This is a genomic window from Chryseobacterium sp. RLHN22 (assembly GCF_051011795.1).
GTDB classification, from domain to species: Bacteria; Bacteroidota; Bacteroidia; order Flavobacteriales; family Weeksellaceae; genus Chryseobacterium; species Chryseobacterium zhengzhouense.
Genome location: NZ_JBPCHW010000001.1, coordinates 96,821 through 118,054, shown reverse-complemented (window position 1 = coordinate 118,054; position 21,234 = coordinate 96,821). Strand labels below are relative to the sequence as shown.

21 protein-coding genes are annotated in these 21,234 nt (G+C 34.5%); 2 read left to right on the top strand and 19 right to left on the bottom strand.

Annotation, left to right across the window (positions count from 1 at the left end; genetic code table 11):
• Positions 1–298 precede the first annotated feature (298 nt).
• Positions 299–694, top strand: coding sequence for a response regulator (locus ACR1PN_RS00610; RefSeq protein WP_433978421.1), 396 nt, complete (start codon positions 299–301; stop codon positions 692–694).
• 37 nt (positions 695–731) lie between these two features.
• On the opposite strand, the gene ACR1PN_RS00605 is transcribed toward ACR1PN_RS00610, so the two are convergent.
• Positions 732–1,076, bottom strand: coding sequence for a response regulator transcription factor (locus ACR1PN_RS00605; protein WP_433978420.1), 345 nt, complete (start codon positions 1,074–1,076; stop codon positions 732–734).
• A 23-nt stretch (positions 1,077–1,099) separates the two neighbouring features.
• A complete protein-coding gene (locus tag ACR1PN_RS00600) occupies positions 1,100–2,596 on the bottom strand; it encodes a PAS domain S-box protein (RefSeq protein ID WP_433978419.1) in 1,497 nt (498 codons plus the stop codon).
• Between the two features lie 264 nt (positions 2,597–2,860).
• Here ACR1PN_RS00600 and ACR1PN_RS00595 point away from each other — a divergent pair, with 264 nt between their 5' ends.
• Complete coding sequence (locus ACR1PN_RS00595) at positions 2,861–3,166, top strand: hypothetical protein (RefSeq protein WP_433978418.1); 306 nt, start codon at positions 2,861–2,863, stop codon at positions 3,164–3,166.
• A 269-nt stretch (positions 3,167–3,435) separates the two neighbouring features.
• On the opposite strand, the gene ACR1PN_RS00590 is transcribed toward ACR1PN_RS00595, so the two are convergent.
• From ACR1PN_RS00590 to ACR1PN_RS00510, 17 genes are all read right to left on the bottom strand, one after another.
• Entirely contained in the window at positions 3,436–3,954 is a 519-nt protein-coding gene (locus ACR1PN_RS00590) for a DUF2911 domain-containing protein (protein ID WP_433978417.1), read from the bottom strand.
• A 31-nt stretch (positions 3,955–3,985) separates the two neighbouring features.
• Positions 3,986–5,677 carry a sodium:solute symporter gene (locus ACR1PN_RS00585; protein ID WP_433978416.1) on the bottom strand — a complete coding sequence of 564 codons (1,692 nt, stop codon included), beginning with the start codon at positions 5,675–5,677 and terminating at the stop codon, positions 3,986–3,988.
• 100 nt (positions 5,678–5,777) lie between these two features.
• Positions 5,778–8,276, bottom strand: a complete 2,499-nt coding sequence (locus tag ACR1PN_RS00580; protein ID WP_433978415.1) for a PIG-L family deacetylase — start codon at positions 8,274–8,276, stop codon at positions 5,778–5,780.
• Between the two features lie 138 nt (positions 8,277–8,414).
• Complete coding sequence (locus ACR1PN_RS00575) at positions 8,415–8,567, bottom strand: hypothetical protein (RefSeq protein ID WP_433978414.1); 153 nt, start codon at positions 8,565–8,567, stop codon at positions 8,415–8,417.
• Between the two features lie 100 nt (positions 8,568–8,667).
• Positions 8,668–9,090 carry a hypothetical protein gene (locus ACR1PN_RS00570; protein ID WP_433978413.1) on the bottom strand — a complete coding sequence of 141 codons (423 nt, stop codon included), beginning with the start codon at positions 9,088–9,090 and terminating at the stop codon, positions 8,668–8,670.
• Between the two features lie 22 nt (positions 9,091–9,112).
• On the bottom strand, positions 9,113–10,198 hold the full coding sequence (locus ACR1PN_RS00565) for a YARHG domain-containing protein (protein WP_433978412.1): 1,086 nt from the start codon (positions 10,196–10,198) through the stop codon (positions 9,113–9,115).
• Between the two features lie 35 nt (positions 10,199–10,233).
• A complete protein-coding gene (locus tag ACR1PN_RS00560) occupies positions 10,234–11,004 on the bottom strand; it encodes an SH3 domain-containing protein (RefSeq protein ID WP_433978411.1) in 771 nt (256 codons plus the stop codon).
• 17 nt (positions 11,005–11,021) lie between these two features.
• Positions 11,022–11,771: a hypothetical protein gene (locus ACR1PN_RS00555; RefSeq protein WP_433978410.1), complete on the bottom strand. Its 750-nt coding sequence runs from the start codon at positions 11,769–11,771 to the stop codon at positions 11,022–11,024.
• A gap of 19 nt (positions 11,772–11,790) precedes the next feature.
• A complete protein-coding gene (locus ACR1PN_RS00550) occupies positions 11,791–12,372 on the bottom strand; it encodes a hypothetical protein (RefSeq protein WP_433978409.1) in 582 nt (193 codons plus the stop codon).
• A 36-nt stretch (positions 12,373–12,408) separates the two neighbouring features.
• Positions 12,409–13,086: a hypothetical protein gene (locus tag ACR1PN_RS00545; RefSeq protein WP_433978408.1), complete on the bottom strand. Its 678-nt coding sequence runs from the start codon at positions 13,084–13,086 to the stop codon at positions 12,409–12,411.
• 128 nt (positions 13,087–13,214) lie between these two features.
• Positions 13,215–14,030 carry a WG repeat-containing protein gene (locus ACR1PN_RS00540; RefSeq protein ID WP_433978407.1) on the bottom strand — a complete coding sequence of 272 codons (816 nt, stop codon included), beginning with the start codon at positions 14,028–14,030 and terminating at the stop codon, positions 13,215–13,217.
• Positions 14,031–14,052: 22 nt separating this feature from the next.
• On the bottom strand, positions 14,053–14,733 hold the full coding sequence (locus ACR1PN_RS00535) for a hypothetical protein (protein WP_433978406.1): 681 nt from the start codon (positions 14,731–14,733) through the stop codon (positions 14,053–14,055).
• A gap of 103 nt (positions 14,734–14,836) precedes the next feature.
• The gene (locus ACR1PN_RS00530) at positions 14,837–15,262 is read right to left on the bottom strand and encodes a DUF3828 domain-containing protein (protein ID WP_433978405.1); all 426 of its coding nucleotides are present in this window, start codon (positions 15,260–15,262) and stop codon (positions 14,837–14,839) included.
• Positions 15,263–15,935: 673 nt separating this feature from the next.
• A complete protein-coding gene (locus ACR1PN_RS00525; RefSeq protein ID WP_433978404.1) occupies positions 15,936–16,676 on the bottom strand; it encodes a M17 family peptidase N-terminal domain-containing protein in 741 nt (246 codons plus the stop codon).
• 161 nt (positions 16,677–16,837) lie between these two features.
• Complete coding sequence (locus ACR1PN_RS00520; RefSeq protein ID WP_433978403.1) at positions 16,838–18,208, bottom strand: alginate export family protein; 1,371 nt, start codon at positions 18,206–18,208, stop codon at positions 16,838–16,840.
• A gap of 211 nt (positions 18,209–18,419) precedes the next feature.
• Positions 18,420–20,192, bottom strand: coding sequence for an amidohydrolase (locus ACR1PN_RS00515; protein WP_433978402.1), 1,773 nt, complete (start codon positions 20,190–20,192; stop codon positions 18,420–18,422).
• Positions 20,193–20,259: 67 nt separating this feature from the next.
• Entirely contained in the window at positions 20,260–20,949 is a 690-nt protein-coding gene (locus ACR1PN_RS00510) for an isochorismatase family protein (RefSeq protein ID WP_433978401.1), read from the bottom strand.
• Positions 20,950–21,234: the final 285 nt, after the last annotated feature.

The following is a 21,234-nucleotide window of genomic DNA, read 5'->3' as shown; positions in this document are numbered from 1 at the left end:
ACAATTATTAAACAAATTTAAACAATAATTAAATGAAAAAATACTGTATTGAACAGCTTCAAAAGAGATGAAATTGAATATGTGGATGATAAAAATCATTATAACAAATGCATAAAAGTAATCAATGCCCTTACAACAATATAATTATGATCGGTAAAAAATTAAATGTACAAATGAACCTAAGTATTTTATGATTTGATTTCACTGCCTGATTTTTAATCTCAACATATTGAAATGGAATTATTTTTGCTATAGAAAACAATTAAGCATTTAAACTTGCTAAATAAAAATTGATAAGATGAATAGTAAAAAAATTCTAGTTTGTGACGACGACCAGGGTATTGTTGATGTTTTGGAGGTCATGCTGGAAATGCAGGGATTTATGCCCATTACTGAGATTGACAGCACTAAAGTCATTAAAAAGATACATGAAAATAAACCTGACCTGATATTACTGGATTTATGGATGCCCCTTATTTCGGGTGAACAGATTTTGAGATCAATCCGATCAATCGAAGATCTTAAAGATATACCGGTAATTGTTTTTTCGGCAAGCGTGGAAGGTGATGCCATTGCATTTGAAGCTGGTGCAGACTCATTCATTGCTAAGCCTTTTGATATGAATGAAATTATTTCTAAAATAAATTTACTTCTTGAAAAACACTCTGAAAGTAACCCTTTAATGCAATTATAATATATCGATATGCTAATCATTCTACTGTTTAAACTTATTAATCTAAAAAAACTTTAATTTTGTCAATGATATCATCCAGGTTAAATGGCTTAGCAACAAAGTCATCAGCTCCCGCGTCTTCGGCGATGTCTGAACCATCAACACTTGCAGACAGCACAATAACGGGCAGCCTTTTTATTGATTCGGTATTTCTGATCATTTTGAGCACCTGATCTCCGGATAGCAAGGGCATCCAAAGGTCAAGCAGTAACAAATCAGGTTGAGAAGTCTCAATCTTTTTAAGCAAATTCGTACTGTTAATTTCCGTAACAACATTGAATCCTTCCGCATCAAGAAATATTTCTAATACATCGACGATACCCTGATCGTCGTCACAAACCATAATTGTTTTCATTCTCATTTTAATTAACTTTTCAGTATTGGAAGTGTAAAACTAAACGTAGAACCCTCACCTATTTCACTTTCTACCCACAAAGTTCCGTTGTGGTTTGCAATAATTTCGTGCGAAATATACAATCCGATTCCCAGGCCGGGAAATTTCTTCTGAATATCCCTAACCCTGAAAAAGCGATCAAAAATTTTAGTTTTATCCTGCTCACTGATTCCCATCCCGTAATCACGAACAGAAACTTTGACAAAATTTCCAACTTTGCTAATGTAAACCTCAACCTTATCTGAACCAGGAGAATATTTTATGGCATTTGAGATCAGATTATTCAGCACCTGAGAAATCTGCAGTTCATCTCCCATTATAACAGCATTGGTTTTACCATTTAAAGTTATAGTATGATTGGGTGCAGCTACGGAAAGATTGTCTATTGTTTCAGCAACAGCAGAATCAATATTAAATTCTTCTTTATGCAGTTCTATGTTACCTGATTGTATTTTAGAAGTATCCAACAGATCTGATATCAGATCATTTAGCCGATCTACATACACCGATACCTTATCCAGTGTATTCTCAAATTTTTCACTGCTTTCAGGCGGAACCATACGTTGCAGTATCTGAATAAGGCCTTTTATCGTTGTTAATGGTGTTTTCAGTTCGTGACTGGCAATAGACAGAAAATCATCCTTTCTTCGATCGGTCTCTTTTTTTTCAGTGATGTCTTCAATGGCAATAAGTATTCTGTCTTTATATTGTCCTTCAAATTCGATTCGATATGCATTAAGAAGCATAATTTTTTTTCCTATATGCGGAAATACGTGTTCAACTTCATAATCGATGACAGGGTTATTGGTAGGAAGGATATTTGTAAGCAACTCTTTCAAGGTTTCAATATCCCACTGATGATTTCCCAATTCAAATAAAAGCTTGCCTACAGTTTCCTCTTTTGAAACCTTGAAAGAATTCAGGAAATGATTGTTTGCGCTAAGTACCTTATAATTAGAATCCAAAACCAGCAGACTCTCTCTCACCGTCTGAATGATACTTGAAAGAAATGCCTCACTCTCTACAAGCTCTTTTGTTCGTTCCAGTATTTTTTTTTCAATTGATGATTTTTCTTCTCTGAGTTCGTACTCTGCTTTTTTTCTGCTGGTCACATCATTCTGTACTCCAATGAAATGAGTGATTTCGCCTTTTTCATTTTTTACCGGTGAAATATACAGTTCGTTCCAGAACAATTTGCCGTTTTTCTTATAATTTCTGATTTCCACACGGCAATCTTTTTCCTCTTCAATGCAGTTTTTAATAATAAACCGCTCATCCTGTGAACGATCCTGAGCCTGTAAGAAACGGCAATTATGACCTATAATCTGATCATGATCATAGCCTGTTATGTTTTCAAATGCTTTATTACAATAAATAATCGGATTATCTTGCTGAGTATTGTCAGTGATAATAATACCCGAATTGGCCGAATCCAGTGCCTGGATATATATATTTAATAAATCGCTCATATAATTATTTTCAAGCTTTAAGTAAAATTTATTTTCACTCTTTATCCTGCAAATGCTGATAAACTATATTTACAAAATCTACTTTTATTTACACAAATTGTATGCCCGTTAATTATTAAAAAAAATAAAAATGCAGGAATTTTAAGATTTAATGCAAATTAGCTTTACAGAATTGATAACAAAATATACTTCTTCATAATCTAAATCTATAAGAGTAAATATCATTTAGCTTTGGTTTTCATATATTTGTCTGATTATATTGGCATGAAGAAATATCCATTGCATTTTAAAGCTCAGATTAATTATTTTCCTACAGAAAAAGGAGGTCTTATTACTCCTGTTTCTACAGGATACCGCTCTGAAATCAAATTTCCTTTTGAATTAAAATCTTTTATCGCAGTACAGAATTTTGAAGATAGAGATTTAATTTTTCCGGGAGACTTAGCATTAGTTCATATTACTTTACTTAATGCTGAACCATTCCTTGAAAATTTGTACGAGGGCATGGATTTTCAGCTGCATGATAATTCAGGAATCATTGCAGACGGGATTGTTACAGAAGTGTATTAAAGATTAAAAACTTTATTGGATACCTGTTTATTTGTGATACAAAATTATAAACTTCAATATAACAAAACCTCCTTATCTCTAAGGAGGTTAAAAAAAAGTAAATTTATAAATGAGTGGTTTTGGTTGCTACCACATTAACAATAAAAATGCCAAAAGCTGAGATTTTTCTTGTTATTCAAAATTCCATGAACTACTGGCATAATCATTTAATAAGAAATTTAAACAAAAAAGTCCCGCATTAGCAGGACTTTAATTTTCTATATTTAAATTTATTTTATCTCTACAGGAACTGAGATTTTATCCCAATCTACTGTAAATCCGTTTTTGTTGATTTTATACACCAAAGCTTCCTGTTTTGTCTGTAAAGCTTTTGTTTTAATATCAACACGTAATGCATCCTGTGCTTCTTTGTAATCATAAGAACCCCACTGTTTAGCTTCTTTGTTAAAAATTGCAGTCCAGGTTCCGCTTTCTTTAGGAATCAGGAAAAAGCTGTATTTCCCTGCAGGAAGTTTTTTGCCCTGAATGGTAATTTCCTTGTCGGTTTCGAAAGTTGTGGCTTCATTGGCTCCCGCACGCCAAACTTTATTATAAGGTACCAACTCACCCCAAACTTTACGCTCCTTTACAGACGGACTGCTGTATGCGATAGTGATGTTGGCATCTTTAATTTTTCCTGTAGCTGTCATAGGCGGGCTTGCCGGCTTTTTAGTTTCCTGTGCAAATGCATTCACTGAGATAGTCATGGCAGCAACAATCATGGTTGTTGATTTGAAGATTGTATTCATATTATGTAATCTGTTCTTTAAGGTTTATCTTTTACGAAGTTAATTCTTTTGGCTTATAAAACAATGATCCGATGGCTGAAAATATAATCACTGCCGCAGCTCCAATCACATTAAGCCATAGGAATGAAACGATATCAAACTGATATACGCCAATAACAGTGATCTCCGCCAAAATTGCAGAAACAAAAACATTCCGGCCATCGATTTTTTTATAATAAAAAGCTACCAGAAAAATTCCGAGTATCGGTCCGTAAAAAAGAGAGCCCAGCACATTCACCGCTTCTATTAACGAACCCATCTGCGTGGCAAACATCGCAACACCGATGGAGAAAATTCCCCAAGCTAAGGTGTGCAGACGGCTGTATTTCAATTCTGTGATATCATCGGGAATTTCTTTTTTAAAGATTAAATGAACATCCTTTAAAGAACATGCTGCCAAAGAATTCAGCGCTGCGGAAATAGAACCCCAGCTGGCCAGAAAAATGACTGCAAACAGCAAACCGATCATTCCGGCAGGTAGTGTATTTTTCACGAAATAAAGGAAAATGTAGTTGGTATCTGTTTTCTCAGCATTGGCATCAGCATTATTGATGGCCTCTTCTACCCTTCCATGAAGCGACTTTATGTCATTTTGCGTGGTTTTAAAATTCAGAAGGGCTTGATTAAGTTCAGGCGAATTAGTTTTTTTCAGTTTTAAAATTTCCTTCGACTCTGCATTAAATTTTAGCTGAAGATTCTTATGTTCCTTTTCGAATCCGGCAGTCTGCGCAGGTTGTGTCACCCTTAAAGTCTCATAAGATCTTTCGTTAAAATAAATCGGAGCCGGCTTCAGAGAGAAAAAGGCAAAAAGCAAAGCGCCTATCAGGAGAATTGCAAACTGCATCGGAATTTTAACCAGACCGTTCAGCAACAAACCCATTTTGGCGTTGGTATTATCTTTCGCCGTGATGTATCTACCAACCTGACTTTGATCTGTTCCGAAATAGGAAAGTGCAAGGAAAAATCCGCCAATCAATCCACTCCAGATATTGTACTTATCTTTCCAGTCGAATTCTGTGGTGATGACATTCAGTTTTCCTGATTTACCGGCAAGATAAAGCGCATCATTAAACCCAATCCCATTGGGCATATTTTCGATCAGAAGATAACCTGCAAAAGCCATTGTTCCCAAAATGATCAGAAACTGTAATTTCTGTGTGTGAGCAATTGCTTTGGCACCGCCAATGTAGGTATAAATCAACAAAATCCCACCCGTCAAAACATTTGTCAAATAAATATTCCAGTTTAATACAGTTGATAAAATGATACTCGGCGCATAAATACTGATTCCGGTTGATAAACCTCTGGAAAAAAGGAAAAGCAATGAGGTGAGTACTCTTGTTTTTTTATCGAAGCGATTCTCTAAATACTCATAGGCCGTATACACATTCAACCGTTGAAAGATCGGAATGAAAGTAATACAGATGACAATCATCGCCAAAGGCAAACCAAAGTAATACTGCACGAAACGCATTCCGTCGGTATACGCCTGACCGGGTGCCGAGAGAAACGTAATCGCACTGGCCTGAGTCGCCATAATACCTATTAACACAATGTACCACGGCATTTTATTGTCAGCCTTAAGATAAGATTCATTGCTTTTCTGGCCACGGCCGATGAAAACACCGTAAACTACCACGGCAACCAGCGTAAATATAAGAACTGTCCAATCTATTATGCTCATTGCCAAAATTTAGTGAAAAAATAATAAAATGCGATTTGCACTGCCAAAGCAATCGCTAGAAGGCTGTACCAGAAATTCCAGTTTTTCTGTGGTTTACTCATCAGTTTTTCTGTGCAGATAAGAAGTTTAAAAATAAACGGGCTGCCCCAACATTTCCTACAGGCAACTGTCTGAAAAATGCCAAAGGAGTATAAATAAAATTGCCCTTTCCATATTTGGCATATAAAGTGGAACCTTGAAGAGGCTCCTCACCAGTGTCGTGCATTTCAAAAAGCGGTTCATAGGTGTCATCCCATTTATCGGGAAAATACGCGCCACGCTCCTGAACCCAGCCGTTAAAATCATTGGCAGTGATTTTATTGGGAAAATTCAGCAGTTTGTGATTGGGGTTTAAAAATTTCACCTCAGCATTTTCTTCGGTAACACGCTTATTGGCAATGGTAAAATTATATATTCCCAACTGATTAACGGTTATATCCTGATTGGTGTTGTACTGCATTATCAGATTACCGCTAGCTTTTACATAAGACCATAAAAACGGCATCCATCGGCCCAGTTTTTTCTCGGTATTATTGGCTCGAACTCCAAATACGATAGCATCATACTGAGAAAGTTTATTTTGATTTCCGCCAGATTCATCTAAATTGCCATAAAAATCTTCGTCTTTCAGCACATCTACCTGAATTCCTGCAATGCGTAAAAACTCAGGAATGAAATCTCCTGCACCTTGTACATAACCTACCTTTTTAACCTTAGACTGAATATCGCCTTTCATCAAAGTTACAGTGGCAGCCGTAAAATATTGTAAAGAAGGCAAATGAGGATACTGAATTAATACTTGCTTTTTATTATACGTAATTCCATCTGCAACAAAATTGGCATCCAATTGCAACTGATTTGATTTTATTGAAGTAAGCTTGGTTTTTGGAATGACATAATCAACGGTAACATCTTTTCCATTGATTGATTTTAAATCACCACCGCCTACTCTTTCTCCGTTAAACAAAAGATTCACTTTTCCATTATTAAACTGTTTATTTGAATTAACCTTAAAGTTTAAACTCAAATGTAAATCTTCATTTTCTTTAACTAAATAAAGTGGTTGTGTAAATTTCAGTTCCAGTGCAGGAACGATGCGCAGAGCTTCAACCACATCACCACGAACGGGGTCTAATTTCTTGAAAGATAAAGGAAGCTTAACCTGAAAATTTTCCGAATCGATTTTTAAACCAAGCAAAACATTTAAAGGAGATTCAGTCTCAGGCAAACCGACTAAAGTATCATTTGGAACAGAAAAAGTTGCTGCATTTACGGGAGGTTTTACCAACCAATAAGGTTCTGTAAGTGCTGCATCTGAAGGAATCTGAATATCGTGCGCAATGCTGATCAAAGAATCCTTAGACAGATTACGATTCAGTTTTTCAGCTTTATCCAGCCACTTAACATTTTCTAAGACAACGGGAATCTCAGCGCGTGAAATTACATTTAATTTAAAGCTATGATTTTCTCCGGCAACTGCTTCAGCCTTACTGGTCACGACCTCGCCCATAAATCCCGCACAGCTCAAAATAATGTGATCCAAAGATTTCAGTTTATCCTTTTTAAGATCTGAATTTTTTACAGCCATGATCTTTTTCCGTAAATCCAGCAGTGCAGGTAAACTTTTTTCAGGATGATTGCCATTAAAAGTGGAAATAATCTGATCTAATGCCCGGTCAATTTCCGGACTTCCCTCTGATGTCCAGCTTTTACTGATGCCATCAAAGAACGTTTTTTTTGCAGCTTCTCCATCAACATGTGAAAAATATTCTGTTTTGATGCCTGCAACAGACTGCGTTCCGGCACCTTGGCTTTTATGTAAACTTCTGCTCAGACCGGCAAGCTCGCCATAGCCGACTCCAAGCTGAGGATCGTATTGTCCGACGGTTATTTTCAGTTGGTTTTCTGCAGTTGTATTCACAGCGCCAAAGCGGAACGTGTTCCAGAGAATTCTTTTAGGTTGCCATACATTCACATATTTAAGCTGATCGGGAAAAACTTTTTTGTCACCAGCAAGCTTAAAAGCCTTTTCAGCAAGCACAGCCGAAGCAGCGTGCTGTCCATGACCTGCCGCAGCATTGGGCGGAAAACGACAGATAATCACATCAGGACGAAATTGGCGAATAACCCAGACAACATCTGCTGTGATGGCGTTTTCATCCCACTGTTTAAAGGTATCGGTCGTATTTTTAGAAAACCCAAAATCGATGGCACGCGTGAAAAACTGTTTCGCTCCGTCCAGTTTCCTTGCCTCTAAAAGCTCGTGCGTTCTGATCAGTCCCAAAGCTGCCCCCTGCTCTGTCCCCAACAAATTCTGACCGCCATCACCTCTTGTTAAAGACAAATAACCCGTTTCTATATTCTGTCCATTGATTAACCAGGATAACAACCCTGTATTTTCATCGTCGGGATGAGCGGCGATGTATAGAACTTTAGGTAAGTTTTTCAAGGTTTTTAGATCACGGTAAATTTCTGATGATTTTGAAGGTCGAACCTGTTGCGCTGAACAGATAGCCATACCGAAGCTAAGAATAAAGACAGTAAATACTTTTTTGAACATTGAGATTCGCTTTACAGGACAAATATAGTAAATCGTTTTTCTTTCAAACGTAGCTGATGATTAATTAGACTCTGAATTCAAAAAATTAGATAAACATTACTGCTTATTATAATTGTAAATTAGAATTTCAAATTCAGTTTATTCAGCTGTCAAATGATGTTCATATTCATCCGGATTGGCGATTCCTGCTTCTACAATATTACTTTTGGTTTCAGTCTTAGTTTCCAATAAATTCCATTTTTCATCGTAGGTTGTAATTGTAACCGAACCTTTATCGAATACTTTTTTCATCACAATTATTCCATAATTATAAAGTTCGTTTGTTCCTTGTAAAATATTCGCTGGGAATGACTTACAATTCGTTATTTTTTTTGAAAATGAATTTAAAAAATCATTCTTTTATTTTGTTAAAAATTATTTTTACTTCTGCCTGTTTTCCATCTGATGGTATCAAAAAGATAAGTTGGCCATTTTTTACTCTCAGTTCACAATAATTATTTATTCCTTCAGGTGGAATTAACAACATATTCCCTCTCTGGAAAGCCTTTAATTTCAAAGGTGGAGCTTCGCCCGAGCCAATATCAATCACGGTTGCGTAATTTTTACCAGATTCGAATTCTATCTTGATTGTATTCGTTTGATATTCGGTTTCTTTTTGCCAGACTCCTTCGAATTCTTTTTTGAAACTACCTGTAAAATATTCTTTCTCAGAAATTGTATCTGATGTTTTCTTAACATTTCCATCGTGTTTGTCCGCTTTTTCACAAGAAAACAAAAGAAAAGAGGAGCAAAAAATCAATACATATTTTTTCATCTTTTTGTAATTTAATTTCGTTTTATTTCCATTTCTCAATCCACTTCTTTTCCCCGTCAGTAAGGATTTCCGTTTCCGGTTTATAAGCAGGATTAGGAATGTACCACTCCATTTTTTTGTAAAACTGACTTAATTCCGGATTCTGAAAAATATAACCGCGTCTCGCAAATGGTAAATTCTTGAGTATTTTTCTTTCCAGATCATTTTTAGGTTCCGCAATATTTTCTTGCTGATAATAAGAGAACGGAATGTATTCCAAATCCTGAATTCCCAAATAGTTTTGAGCATACAAAAACAAATCACCATTGATTTTGAAATTCTTCTTCCGGAAAACAATGTTGCCTTTTTGTAAATGAAATTTCAAAGCATCACTTTCGATAAAAGAATTTTTAATTCCTTTGATATCTTCGGTTTTTCCGATGCCGTTAATCTGCCATTCATTAGAATTTTTGAAGAACGTTTTGTTGATAGAAAATGTTTCAAACTCGCCAACATCAATAATCAATGTAAAATCATCAATCTGTTTATTCGCCCAACGATTGGCCGCGGTCAAAACATATTCAAATTCATAGTTGTAATCTATCGAACCAGAAACGTCATAATTGTAAGTATGCTTGATGATGTTGAGTCCTTTTTTGAAATTGGCTTCAAAATGATAAACGTAAAAGAAATCGACATTATTTCCGCTTTTGTTACCATTGAATTTGGCTAAATCCAAAGACTTTATCTTCCCATTTTTATTGTATAACGAGTCGGCAACGTAAGAAACATTATATTTCAAAACCGAATTATTGAGCTCCACTTTAAAATCTCTCATATACGGATGTTGCCCGTTTTTTGGAGCACCTTCTACATCTCCTTCCGGCGAAAAAGCTTCAAAACCAACTGTTATTTTTTTGTCTTCTTTTGGATTGAAAAACTCATAATAAACTGTAACTTCAATCACTTGATTTCGCACTTTTTTCAGAGTTAAAATTTCCTTTTTGACCGTAATATAGGTTTCATTGATTGGAATCAACTGATTGCCTTTCGCGAAAAATGCGCCGTCATTTGCAAAAGCCGAAACGCTTGTTAATATTAATACTATTTGAAGTAAAAACCTAGTCATCATTTTTTGTTTTAATTCAATTATCAATTCAATTTTTAAAAAGGTATCTCAACTTGTCTTCCCTTATAAACGTCGTTTTCGATTTTGAATAATGCGACATAAGAACCCGCTCCGTCGGAATTGGACAAATGGATGTATATCGAATTATTTACTTTGTCATAATAACATTCGGTGTAACCATTGTTGGGATTGAAAAGGTCTTCGATATCTTTCTTGGGGATTTCGATTTTCTGATTTCCTATTTTCACAGTAATAGACTGGTAATAACTTTTAGGAATTGTTCCGTCTGTTCCCCACATTTCGCGGCCTTTGTATTTTGTGATTGGAAAATCTGTCTCAGAAAAGTATTTTTTGTTGGATTCATAATCAAAATCACCCGTTTTGATATTGATATCGATATCGTTTAAATGAAAAACCGCCTTGTTATCGTGAGTATCTACAGAAGGTATTTTCTCAAGATCTTTGATATATTTGATCCTTGAACGATGTATATAACCGGATTTTCTATTGTTATCAAAGCTAATATTCAACCAATCTGTGTCTAAATCTTCAAAAATAAAAACTGCTTCTCCCGATTTTATCTTTCCGATGATTTTGCTGTTCGCCGACTCTTTTTCTCTCACATTCACGTAACCGTCTTTATCGACAATCACAGCAAAATTGCAAAATGACGTTACATCATCTTCTTCAGAAATTGGCTTTGTTTCTGTAATTTTTTGAGGTTCTTTTTTTCCAATTGTCTTCTGCTTTTCTTCTATGCAGGATTGCAAAGTGAAAATTATAATTAATAATAAAAACTTCTTCATTTCAATCATTTAAAATTCTATTTCCACCATTTCTCATTCTCTTTCTTCTTTCCCAGATTGGTATTCAACTCCGTTTCGCCGTACATTGAAAGGATATAATATTTCCAGCCTTTGTCAAAATATTTTGGATCCGGCGAAAATTCTCCCGCTCCAATATCCAAATCACCACTTTCCGGAATTCTGTAATCGCCCCAGTTGCATTTTTTTGAAACGCCTGTTTTATAGCTTGTCCATTTTCCTTTAAACTCATTATTACTAAAACCATCCGTATCATAAGCCAAAGAATTATACTTGAGTTTATTTTTATCAATGATGTATCCCACAGTCATTGTACCTTTGATAGAACCTGTGGAAGTCATTTTCCGGTCTTCATAAAAATTGATTTCGCAAGTGGCGAAACCTTGAAGATGATTTGGGAAATCAGCATCTTTTCCAACGGTGGCACTTTTGATCGTCAACGTTCCCTGAAAAGGTCGAATTGTTTCTTTCACCTTAGTTTTTCCCTGAACAAGATATTCGTAAGGATTGTCATTACTCTTAATCACTGAAATAAAATGGATATAAAATCTCTGATAATCGTTCCCAATAAAACCAATCGGTTCGGGTTTTTTCAAAGTTTCATTATCATCAGTAATTATAGTTTCAGCCGTAAGAATCCCGGAAATATCATAGTTCTTAATATCGTTGTAAAAATCATTACTCTTGTTTTGAGCAAAATTTTTACTCAAACAAAACATTAACAACAAAATAAAAAAATTGATTTTCATAGCATAATTTTTAGTTTAACTAATGAGTTTTAATGGCTTTAACTTTCCCTGTTTTCTTGTTAAAAGTAACTTTGTAATTAGGTCCGCCATAAAACAAAACAAGGCTTAAAGTATTATCTGCTTCACTATCAAATCGGATGTCTTTCGCCACACTAACCCTCAAATTTCCGTCATTTTTAAAAATATCGTGATCTGTAGAATGGATAATTTGCTGTTCAAAAATTCCTTTTTTCTCAATGATTTCCAGCCAAGGACGCGTCATCACGCTGTAACCAACAATCTGAGCTCTATAATTTTGATTCAGATCTTTCTGCATTCTGGAACCGAAAGGTGTCATTGCAAAAAATATGGTGTAAAACGGCAGCATCATCGGTAAAATACTCAGGATCAATGCCACGATCAATGTTCCTAATAATAATTTCGCCAATAGTTTTTTCCAAAACAGAACGATCACTGCAAAACTTGTTAAGATCCAAAGCCAAAACAAAATAACATCGCTGTAATAACCTGCAAAACTGATTTTCCAGAAATAATACAGCACACCATCTGACACCAAAAGTATCGAGAGAACTAGATATATTTTTAGTATTATTTTTTTCATCGGTTTAATTAAATTTTGTGTTTGTACATTTAGATTTTACTCCAAATAAACAAAATCTCCCGAACTCACTTTTCCAAAAATCTCATTTTGAAATTCTTTTTTGATGATAAATAAATACGCTTTGTAATGGGGATTTTTGTCTCCGCCAATCTTCAAAGTGCTTTTTTCATCATCAAAAACTAAGTTATACTTTATGATTCTGTCTTTCAGTTGCCAAGTGTAGATGTCAAAATTTTGTCCAACAAATTCGCCTTTGGTTTTCTTTGAGTTTCCGTATTTTTTGTTGAGTTTAGAAACAAAATTTTCCGTTTTATCTTTATTGGTTTCTCCGGCAACTGCATTGATGAGCATTAATTTCCCATCCATATTCGTTACAAAATTAATCGCATTGAACTCAAAATCATCAAAATTGGCAAGAACATCACGAGTAGAAAAACTACGTTGTCTATATTCAACTCTTACAGGTTTTTCGCTTCCGATAAATTCACCGTCAGAAATAGTATCAACCTCAATCATTTCAGATTTCACCTGATAATATCCACTATACTCTTTGCTTTTGGTATTTTCGGAAAGAAGGGTTGAAATATTGGTGTTGAAATCGAAATTTTCCAATTGTAAAGCTCCATCAGCAAGTGATTTTGCTCCAGATTTTTCTTGTCCGTTGCAGGAAAGAACAAATGGTAAAATAATAAATATTGATAGTATTCTTTTCATTGTATTAAGCTAATGATTCTCGTTTTAATAATATTATTTTTTCAAATATAAGTTGAGCGAATTACAATTCGTTATATTTTAAACAATTTAAATATAAAATCATTCCTAAGTAAGATATATACTACGTATTATTGTTTTTCCATTCTTCCATCTTCATAAAAAGTATATGCTTCTCCTGGTGTTGCATATGTGTTTCCTTTATCTGTATATGTGTTTCCTGCCACTACAAGTGTTACTTTTCCATTTTTCAGTTTATCAGGATAACCAAATATTGCATCTTTTATCACTTTTTGATTAAAGTCCATAATTCCCCATCTTGTAGAAACTGAACCTTCTTGGTTGGTTGGAAAAGTTTTTTCAAACATTACTAAATTTTTTCCCATTAAAGACAAATTATAATACTGCGCAGGAATTACAACTTCTCCCTTTCTATTAATATACCCTTTTTTTCCGTTTTTAGAAACCTTTATGATTCCTAATTCAGTTTCCAAAGAATCCATATCTTTACCCAGATAAATGAAATCAAATTGAGGCTTTGAAATTTCAACACCTTCTTTATTGACTAAGCCATATTTATTTTGAGAATTGCCTACTTGAAAAATATCATTCTGTAATGAATCTATTGTAACACTACTGTAAATAGGTTGAGCAATTACATTTCCTTTTTTATTGATTAAACCAACTCCAAGAATCTCTCCTTCTTGATCCAATTTGTAGAAAGTAGCATAAAGTCTTTTATCAAAACTGATACGATTATCAAAAGCTGGGTCAGGATTTTCCCAAATATCTTCCTCAGCATTATAATGACCTTTCAATTGTACAATTTTGTTTTCTTCGGAATTCCGCTCAACCGATTTTTCGATTTTCAAATTTTCTTTCTTATCATTTTGGCAACCCAACATTGCTAACAGTAATAAGAAAAATATATTCCTGATTGATTTCATAAAATTATAATTAATGTTTAAATCATTCTGCCCCATTGCCATACCAAAAGATTTTGTCTCTTAGAAAAGGAAAAGTCCAATCTTCCACATAGATATTTTCGAGCTCTTCTGCCCAGCCGTTTTCATTGGATGTCTTTCCATTTTCTTTTCTCGTCACAATGAATTTTCCTGTGATGAAATTAAAAGATTTTGTGATGAATTTTGACGCTTTCTGATAAGATAATTCGTAGCCAATCACTTGGATTTTACGATTCTGATTATTAAATCTGTATTTAATTTTTTCAGTTAAATTTTTCTTTTCGCCCGATATTGCGGGAATTGTTTCTTGCTCGGCATATTCTATGGTTACTGTGCAGACTTTTTTGTTGTCAACATTAAAAAATGTGTAATAATAGGACTCATTGTTATTATACAAAACACTGTTATTGAGCAGATTGATTTCAACATCTTTCTTTTCCGATGATAAAGAAACCGAAAGCACACTCTGCACAATATCATCATTATTTTTTATAATGTTGAAATCCTCATCGATATCGTCATCATCAAATTTGGCATACAAACTTCCAGTAAGTTCTCTCACTTCTTCTTTGGTCCATTCTTTTTCAGTTTTCTCCTGATGTGATTTCTCAATCGTTTTTTCAGTCTTATTTTCACAAGATTGAATAATCAGAATTAATATTAAAATTGTAAGTAAATTATTCATTTTAAATGAAATATTTGTTCAAACATAAAACTCTCGCTTGATATAAATTAGAACCATTTACAATCCGTTTGAGACAATTTATGATTCGTAGTAAATAGAAAACTTAGGATATACTTTGTATTTTGTCGATTTTCCAATGACCATCTTCCTTTTTGAGTGTATATTGGTAAGTCATTCCACAAATATCCAGGTGAAATTTCACAAATCTGGTGAAATCATTTTCAGAAATAGAACTGAATTCAACCTTATCAATATTCTTTAAATCAGATTCATAATCGTCCTGGGTCATAAAGAAATAATCATAATCAAATCCGAAAGACGGACCGTCATTTTCTGGATCTTGTTTGAAATGCTCATCGCCTTCAACATATTTCTGACGATATTGATTAAGAAAATTCTGAGTAAATAATTTCGAATCTGAAAGGAATTTCACCTCCTTATCCACTTGTTTGAAATCAACATAATAGTTTTCCGCATCTTCATTTTCTGAAAGAATGCCACCTTTGATGCTTTGAAATTTATAAAGCATATTCTGATTGGTTTTGTACCAATTCAAAAAATTCTTTACGGTCTGGATGCCTGAATTATTCTTTATTACCGATGTTTCTCTTTTATTTTCTGATTGGCGAGTTGTTTTTCAACGGTATTCTTTTCGCAGGATTGTGTTGCAAAAAGCAGGCATAATAAAAGAGTTGTTGTTATTAGTTTTTTCATTATTGTGTTTTTGATTTTCTTAATTAATTATCAGAACATTAAGTATTACCGTTGTTTTATCATTTTCAATAGCTCTAAGGCTTCCTTTTCTTCAACATTTCATAAATAATCTTTTTCTTACTGCAAATTCATCTTCTATTATGCTTATTTTTAATCATTTGTTGTTTTTTGTAAAAATATTGATTTACAAAATGATTTTGCTCAATTATTTTTATAAAATCAAAAATATTTTCTTGTTCTGTAGAGCCTAACAGATAATTACCTTTAAATTTAAGGATCTATTAATCAAAATTTATGGTAATTGGTGGGCCTAGTTGCTCCGCTTAAAAAAAATTAAAGTCTTTTAATTTTTATTGAATGCACTTTAAGACCTTCTAAATATTATTTATATCTACTACTATATTATTTTCGTGCAGTTCTGTTAAGTCCATATCTAACAATAGCAACAATCCTTTAAGTTGTTGCCATTTAGTGTTTATTTTAAAATTCTATTTCTTCATTTCTGCAATCGCACTTTGAATCCCGCCACCTGCAACCTCAAAGAAAGACGGGCCAGCCAGCAGATATATTTTTTTCAATCTCTTAGTTTTGGAAAGATGATGTTCTTTCAAATATGTTTCAGACCGGTTTGCATTCACAATGCCTTTCACTACGTTTCCTGCTACCAAAGCTGTTGGAGAATCAATTCCGGCGTCTTTTAAATCGCTTGCAAAAGCAAAATTACTGACGCCTAATCTCATCGCTTCACGAGCCGCAACTTCCCCTACTGAAGTCATTAGTTCCGGAGTGAAATTATTGCGATCACCTAAACCAATTAATAACAGTTTTTTTGCTGACATAGAACCTGCCGGAGGCGTAATCAATATTGTTTCCAAAGAATGACCGTTAAATAAACCTGTCTGTCTGATTTTTGTAAATTCACCTTTTAGCGCTTCGTCAAGATGTACCAATCCGTTAAGGTTCGCTGGTAACGCCTGAGCACTGTGGATATCGTTATCCGTATATTCGAAAACACAGACAACCTGTAACTGAGCATCTGCAGAAGAAGGTCCCTGAACCAACCCAATCATAGAAATTCCATCAACAGAACCCCAGTTTTTTGATGTTCCCACTTTTGCCTGAGTTGCAGAAGAATTGGCTGTTGCAGTTTGAGAAAAAGTTAAAGTGGAGAAAACCAATCCCGCAATTAATAATGATTTGCTTAAGGTATTTTTTAGTGTATTTTTCATATTTTTTTGTTTATAGCTATTGGCTGATTGTTATTTTGTTAATTTATTTTTGTTTAATGTTTATCAAAGGTAGCTGTAGAGTTGGATTCTGACATTGATGTGAGATAATTATTATAATTCATTTTTAAAATGAGCACATCTCAAATTCTCAAATCGATTTATTAAAATTTAAATACAAATCTAGAATTAATAAAAAGTCCGTTTTTGTCATTTTCGATAATATCATCTACGAACTCACCGGTTTTGAAATATTGAATTCCTGTATTGAAAGTGAAAAATTTGTTGATTTTATAATTAAAGCTTCCTAAAAAGGCTGTCCCAATGTATCTTTTTTTAGAATTCATTGAAGTCAGATTCAGAGAACCACTTGGTCTGTAAACACCGTCCTGTAAAGAGTATCTCCAGTTGAAAACCACATCCGCCTGAATAGTCATTTTGCTATTCAAATCCACCGTTGCATAAGGATGAATGTCAATCAAATTTACAGGTCCGATTTGCGGATTGAATCCAAAGTAACCACCTTTCGGATAAAGCGGGTTGAAAGTTCCTAATTTTCTGTCACTTTTATTTTTGTCTCCCGAAATATAATCGTTGCGAAAATTAATGGTTGGTTTTCCTTTCACATTTTCGAATAGATATCCGATATCTGCAGAGGCTGTCCACGCACTTATTTTACTATTATTGAAGTTTCCAAACTGATAAGCGCCTTCAATATTGTAAATAAAACCGCCTCCGTATCTGTAAAATCTTCCGCCTAAAGTATGTCTTGTCTCATCTCCTATTCCGTCTTCAAAACGTGATTCTTTTCTGTGAATTCCCAGATAATAAAATTCTAAATTCCCACTTTTCGGAAGAATCAAAGTATTGTAACTTCCCCAAAGATTAATTGATTTAGAAAATTTATTGTCAAACGCTCCCGTATTGATTTCGCTTGCCATCATCATAAACGCGTCCGATTTGAAATTCCCTCGTTGATACATCAGTTTCAGTCCATCAAAATAAAGTCTCAAGTTGGGACCTTCTCTTACAGAAATCAATCTTCCGCTTCCATAATCTAGCTCTTGTCTTCCGGCACGAACGGTCAGTTTTTCTTTTTCATTTTTCACCGCATCGATATCAACAAAAAGATTCTGAACATTCAGATGGTCTTCATCAATCGGCCTTGGTCCATTCTTTCTTCCGTTTTCCCATGCACTTCTCAGCTGTCCGAAAACTCTCACTCTTGAACCTAGATGCAAATCCGCATGAACCGTATATCTCTGGATAAAAAACGGATTGCTTCCGATTCCCAATCTTCCCCAGTCTTCATTATTAAATTCTACAAACTCTGCTCTCGCTTCTCCGCCTAAGGATAAATATTTATCATTGCTTTTTTCGGAAAATGGAATATATTTTAATGAATTATAAAATGTTTTTGTTGAATCCTGATAAGTTGCATAATTTTCATCAAACCTCATCAGTTTAAATTGTGCGGAGATATTTGCCGAAAGAAAAATCTGAGCGATAAATAATAGTAGAATTAACTTTTTCATTGATTTAGGTTTGAGTTTTTCGAATATTTCGTATTGTTTGAAAATTTTAAAACAAAGATTTATTGTGAAACAGAAGAATTAAGAGAGCAAAGAAGAATCAATTTCATTGATTTTAAAAAGCTTGCTTCATAAGCGACTTTGTCGCCAATCTTTGCCTTCTTATCTAATGTGTTCTTCATTAAAACTTTGCGTTTAGTATTTTCATTAATGATTATTTTGTCTGATATCCTCCGTAGTATTTTACAGGAGACCATTCAGGAAGTACAGGAAGCGAAGTTGGAGCAACATCTTTATAAGTTTCGTCACCATACACCACTTTTCCGTCAACAACTGTTAGTTTTGAAGTGATATCTTTAATTTCTTCTTCATTAATATTAAAATAATCTCTATCTAAAATCGTAAGGTCTGCGAAATATCCTTTTTTGATTTTTCCTTTTTCATAATCCTTTATCAATTCATATCCTCCAAAAGTGGAAAGCGACAACGCTGTTTTTCTGTCCAAAACATTTTCTTTTGCCATAACCTGAGTTCCACCCAAAGTTTTACCTGAAGTTATCCAGTATAAAGCAACCCAAGGATTATAACTTGCGACTCTCGTTCCGTCAGTTCCCAATCCGACAGGAATTCCCATTTCCAGCATTTTCTTTACCGGTGGAGAGGCCAAAGCTGCTTTTTTTCCATAACGGTGGATGAAACTTTCGCCTTGGTAAGCCATTCTGTGTTGCACTGCAATCCCACCGTTTAAAGCTTTGATGCGTTTCATATTTTCTTCAGAAACCGTTTCTGCGTGGTCGAAAAACCAAACCAGTCCGTTCAAAAATGTTTCTTTATCTACTTCCTCAATTACATTTAAAAATCTTGTGATGCTTTCATTATACGTTGCGTGGATTCTGAAAGGCCATCTTTTTTTAACCAAAAGACTCACGACTTCTTTCATATTTTTCTCCATCGTTACAGGTAATTCGGGTCTTGGGAAAAGGAAATTTTCAAAATCAGCACCATCTGAAACCAGATTTTCGCCGCCACCTTCTACGTGATAATCAATTCCGTTGTGGTCGTTATGCCCGTGGTCATCGATGTCTACCATTCCTGTCCATTTGGTGTAATCTGCTAATTCAGAACCTTTTTTCTGGGCAAACAAATAATAAGGTAATCGAACCGTAATTTTTCCCTGCTTATTCAAAGTATCCGTTGTTCCGTAATCGTCAGGGAAATTCTGGAAACCGCCACCTGCATCCATCACAGCTGTCACACCAAGACGATTAAGCTCAGTCATATATTGAAGCGTTGAATTCTCTTTTTCAGCCTCAGACAATTCTGGTAATTTAGCCAAAGTTGAATACAGGATAAATGCATTCGGTTCTGCAACCAATAAACCGGTCGGTTCGCCATTGTTGTCTTTTTCGATTAAACCCTGAGTCGGGTTTGGCGTGTCGCCATTGATCTTTAATTCTTTTAAACCTGCTTTATTCAGCCAGGCTTTTCCGTACAGATACATTACGAAAGCCGGAACGTCACCTGTCGCTTCGTTGATTTCTGCCAAAGTAGGCAGTCTTTTTTCTTCAAACTGATATTCGTTCCAACCACCTATTACTCTTACCCATTGACCTTTCGGCGTTCTCTGAGCCTGCTCTTTCAGCATTTCCAAAGCTCTTTTCAACGTTTTTACACCGTCCCAACGAAGCTCTGTATTGTAAAATCTTCCGCCACGAATCACGTGCAAATGACTGTCAAATAATCCTGGAATCACTCTGTTGCCTTTAGCATCGATGATTTTTGTTTTTGAATCTTTTAGTTTCAACATCTGAGCAGTTGTTCCGGTTTGGAAAATTTTGTTATCCTTAATTGCAACCGCCTGAACCTCCGGATTTTTGTCATCCATTGTTGTTATTTTTCCGTTAGTTACAATTAAATCTGCTTTTTGTGCATTGAATAATCCTGCACTTAAGGCGATTGAGAATAGAATTTTATGTAGTGGTTTCATAATTTACTTTTTAATGGTTTGAAGAAAAAAGACAGGTCGGTTTTCAACCTGCCATTGTTGAAATTGATTAGTGTTTAAGCATATCCTGAGCGTACTGAATTCCTAATCCGTAAGCGCCACCATATTTTTTCATTAAATCGTTTACTGGCTTGTAAGTCTCTTTTCTAGACCAATCTCTCTGTAGTTCAAGAACATATTGTACAGATGTAATGGGATGCGCTCCAGCCTGAACCATTCTTGTAACCGCCTGGTCGTGAGCTTCTTTAGAAATATCACCCGAAGCATCTGTAATCACATACACTTCATATCCTTCATCAATGGCAGATAAAGCCGGGCCTACGATACAAACGCTTGTCCACAGACCAGCAAGAACAAGTTTTTTCTTATTTTTTCCTGTAATCACTTTGTGAGCATTTAAATCTTCCGACGTGTTCATCGTTGTTCTGTCTACATATCCACTTGTGGCTTCAGGATATACTGCTGAAATTTCTGGAAAAACAGGTCCGGCGAAAGACTTTTCTGCTACCGTAGTAACGACTGTAGGAACATTGAAGATTTTTGAACCTCCGGAAATCAAGGCTACATTGTTTCTCAATTCTTCCATACTTATGCTTTTTGTTGCGAATGCCATTTGTCCTTCGTGGTCAATTAAAACCAAAGCGTGGTTGGTTGGGTTTAGCATTGTAGATCCCGCTTTTTGAGCAAATGCTGTTACCGATAATACTACTGTTGCGAATGTTAAGATTAACTTTTTCATAATGTTTAATTTTTTAATGTTGTTTTGTTATATTGTCAGTTTGATTTTCAAAACCTGTTTAGTATTTGTTTGATTTTGATATGACAAATTTAGGGCAGCTGGAAAGCCTACACATTTAACTAGTTTAATAAATTAATTTTTGATGAAAAAAGTTGAAATTAATTTTTAATCGTATTATAAAAAACATCTAAAATCTAAGTAATATATGCTCATTTTAAATTGTAAAAATTTAATAATCATATATTTAAAATACAAATCACTTAGAAAAATCAATTTGATTTTAGA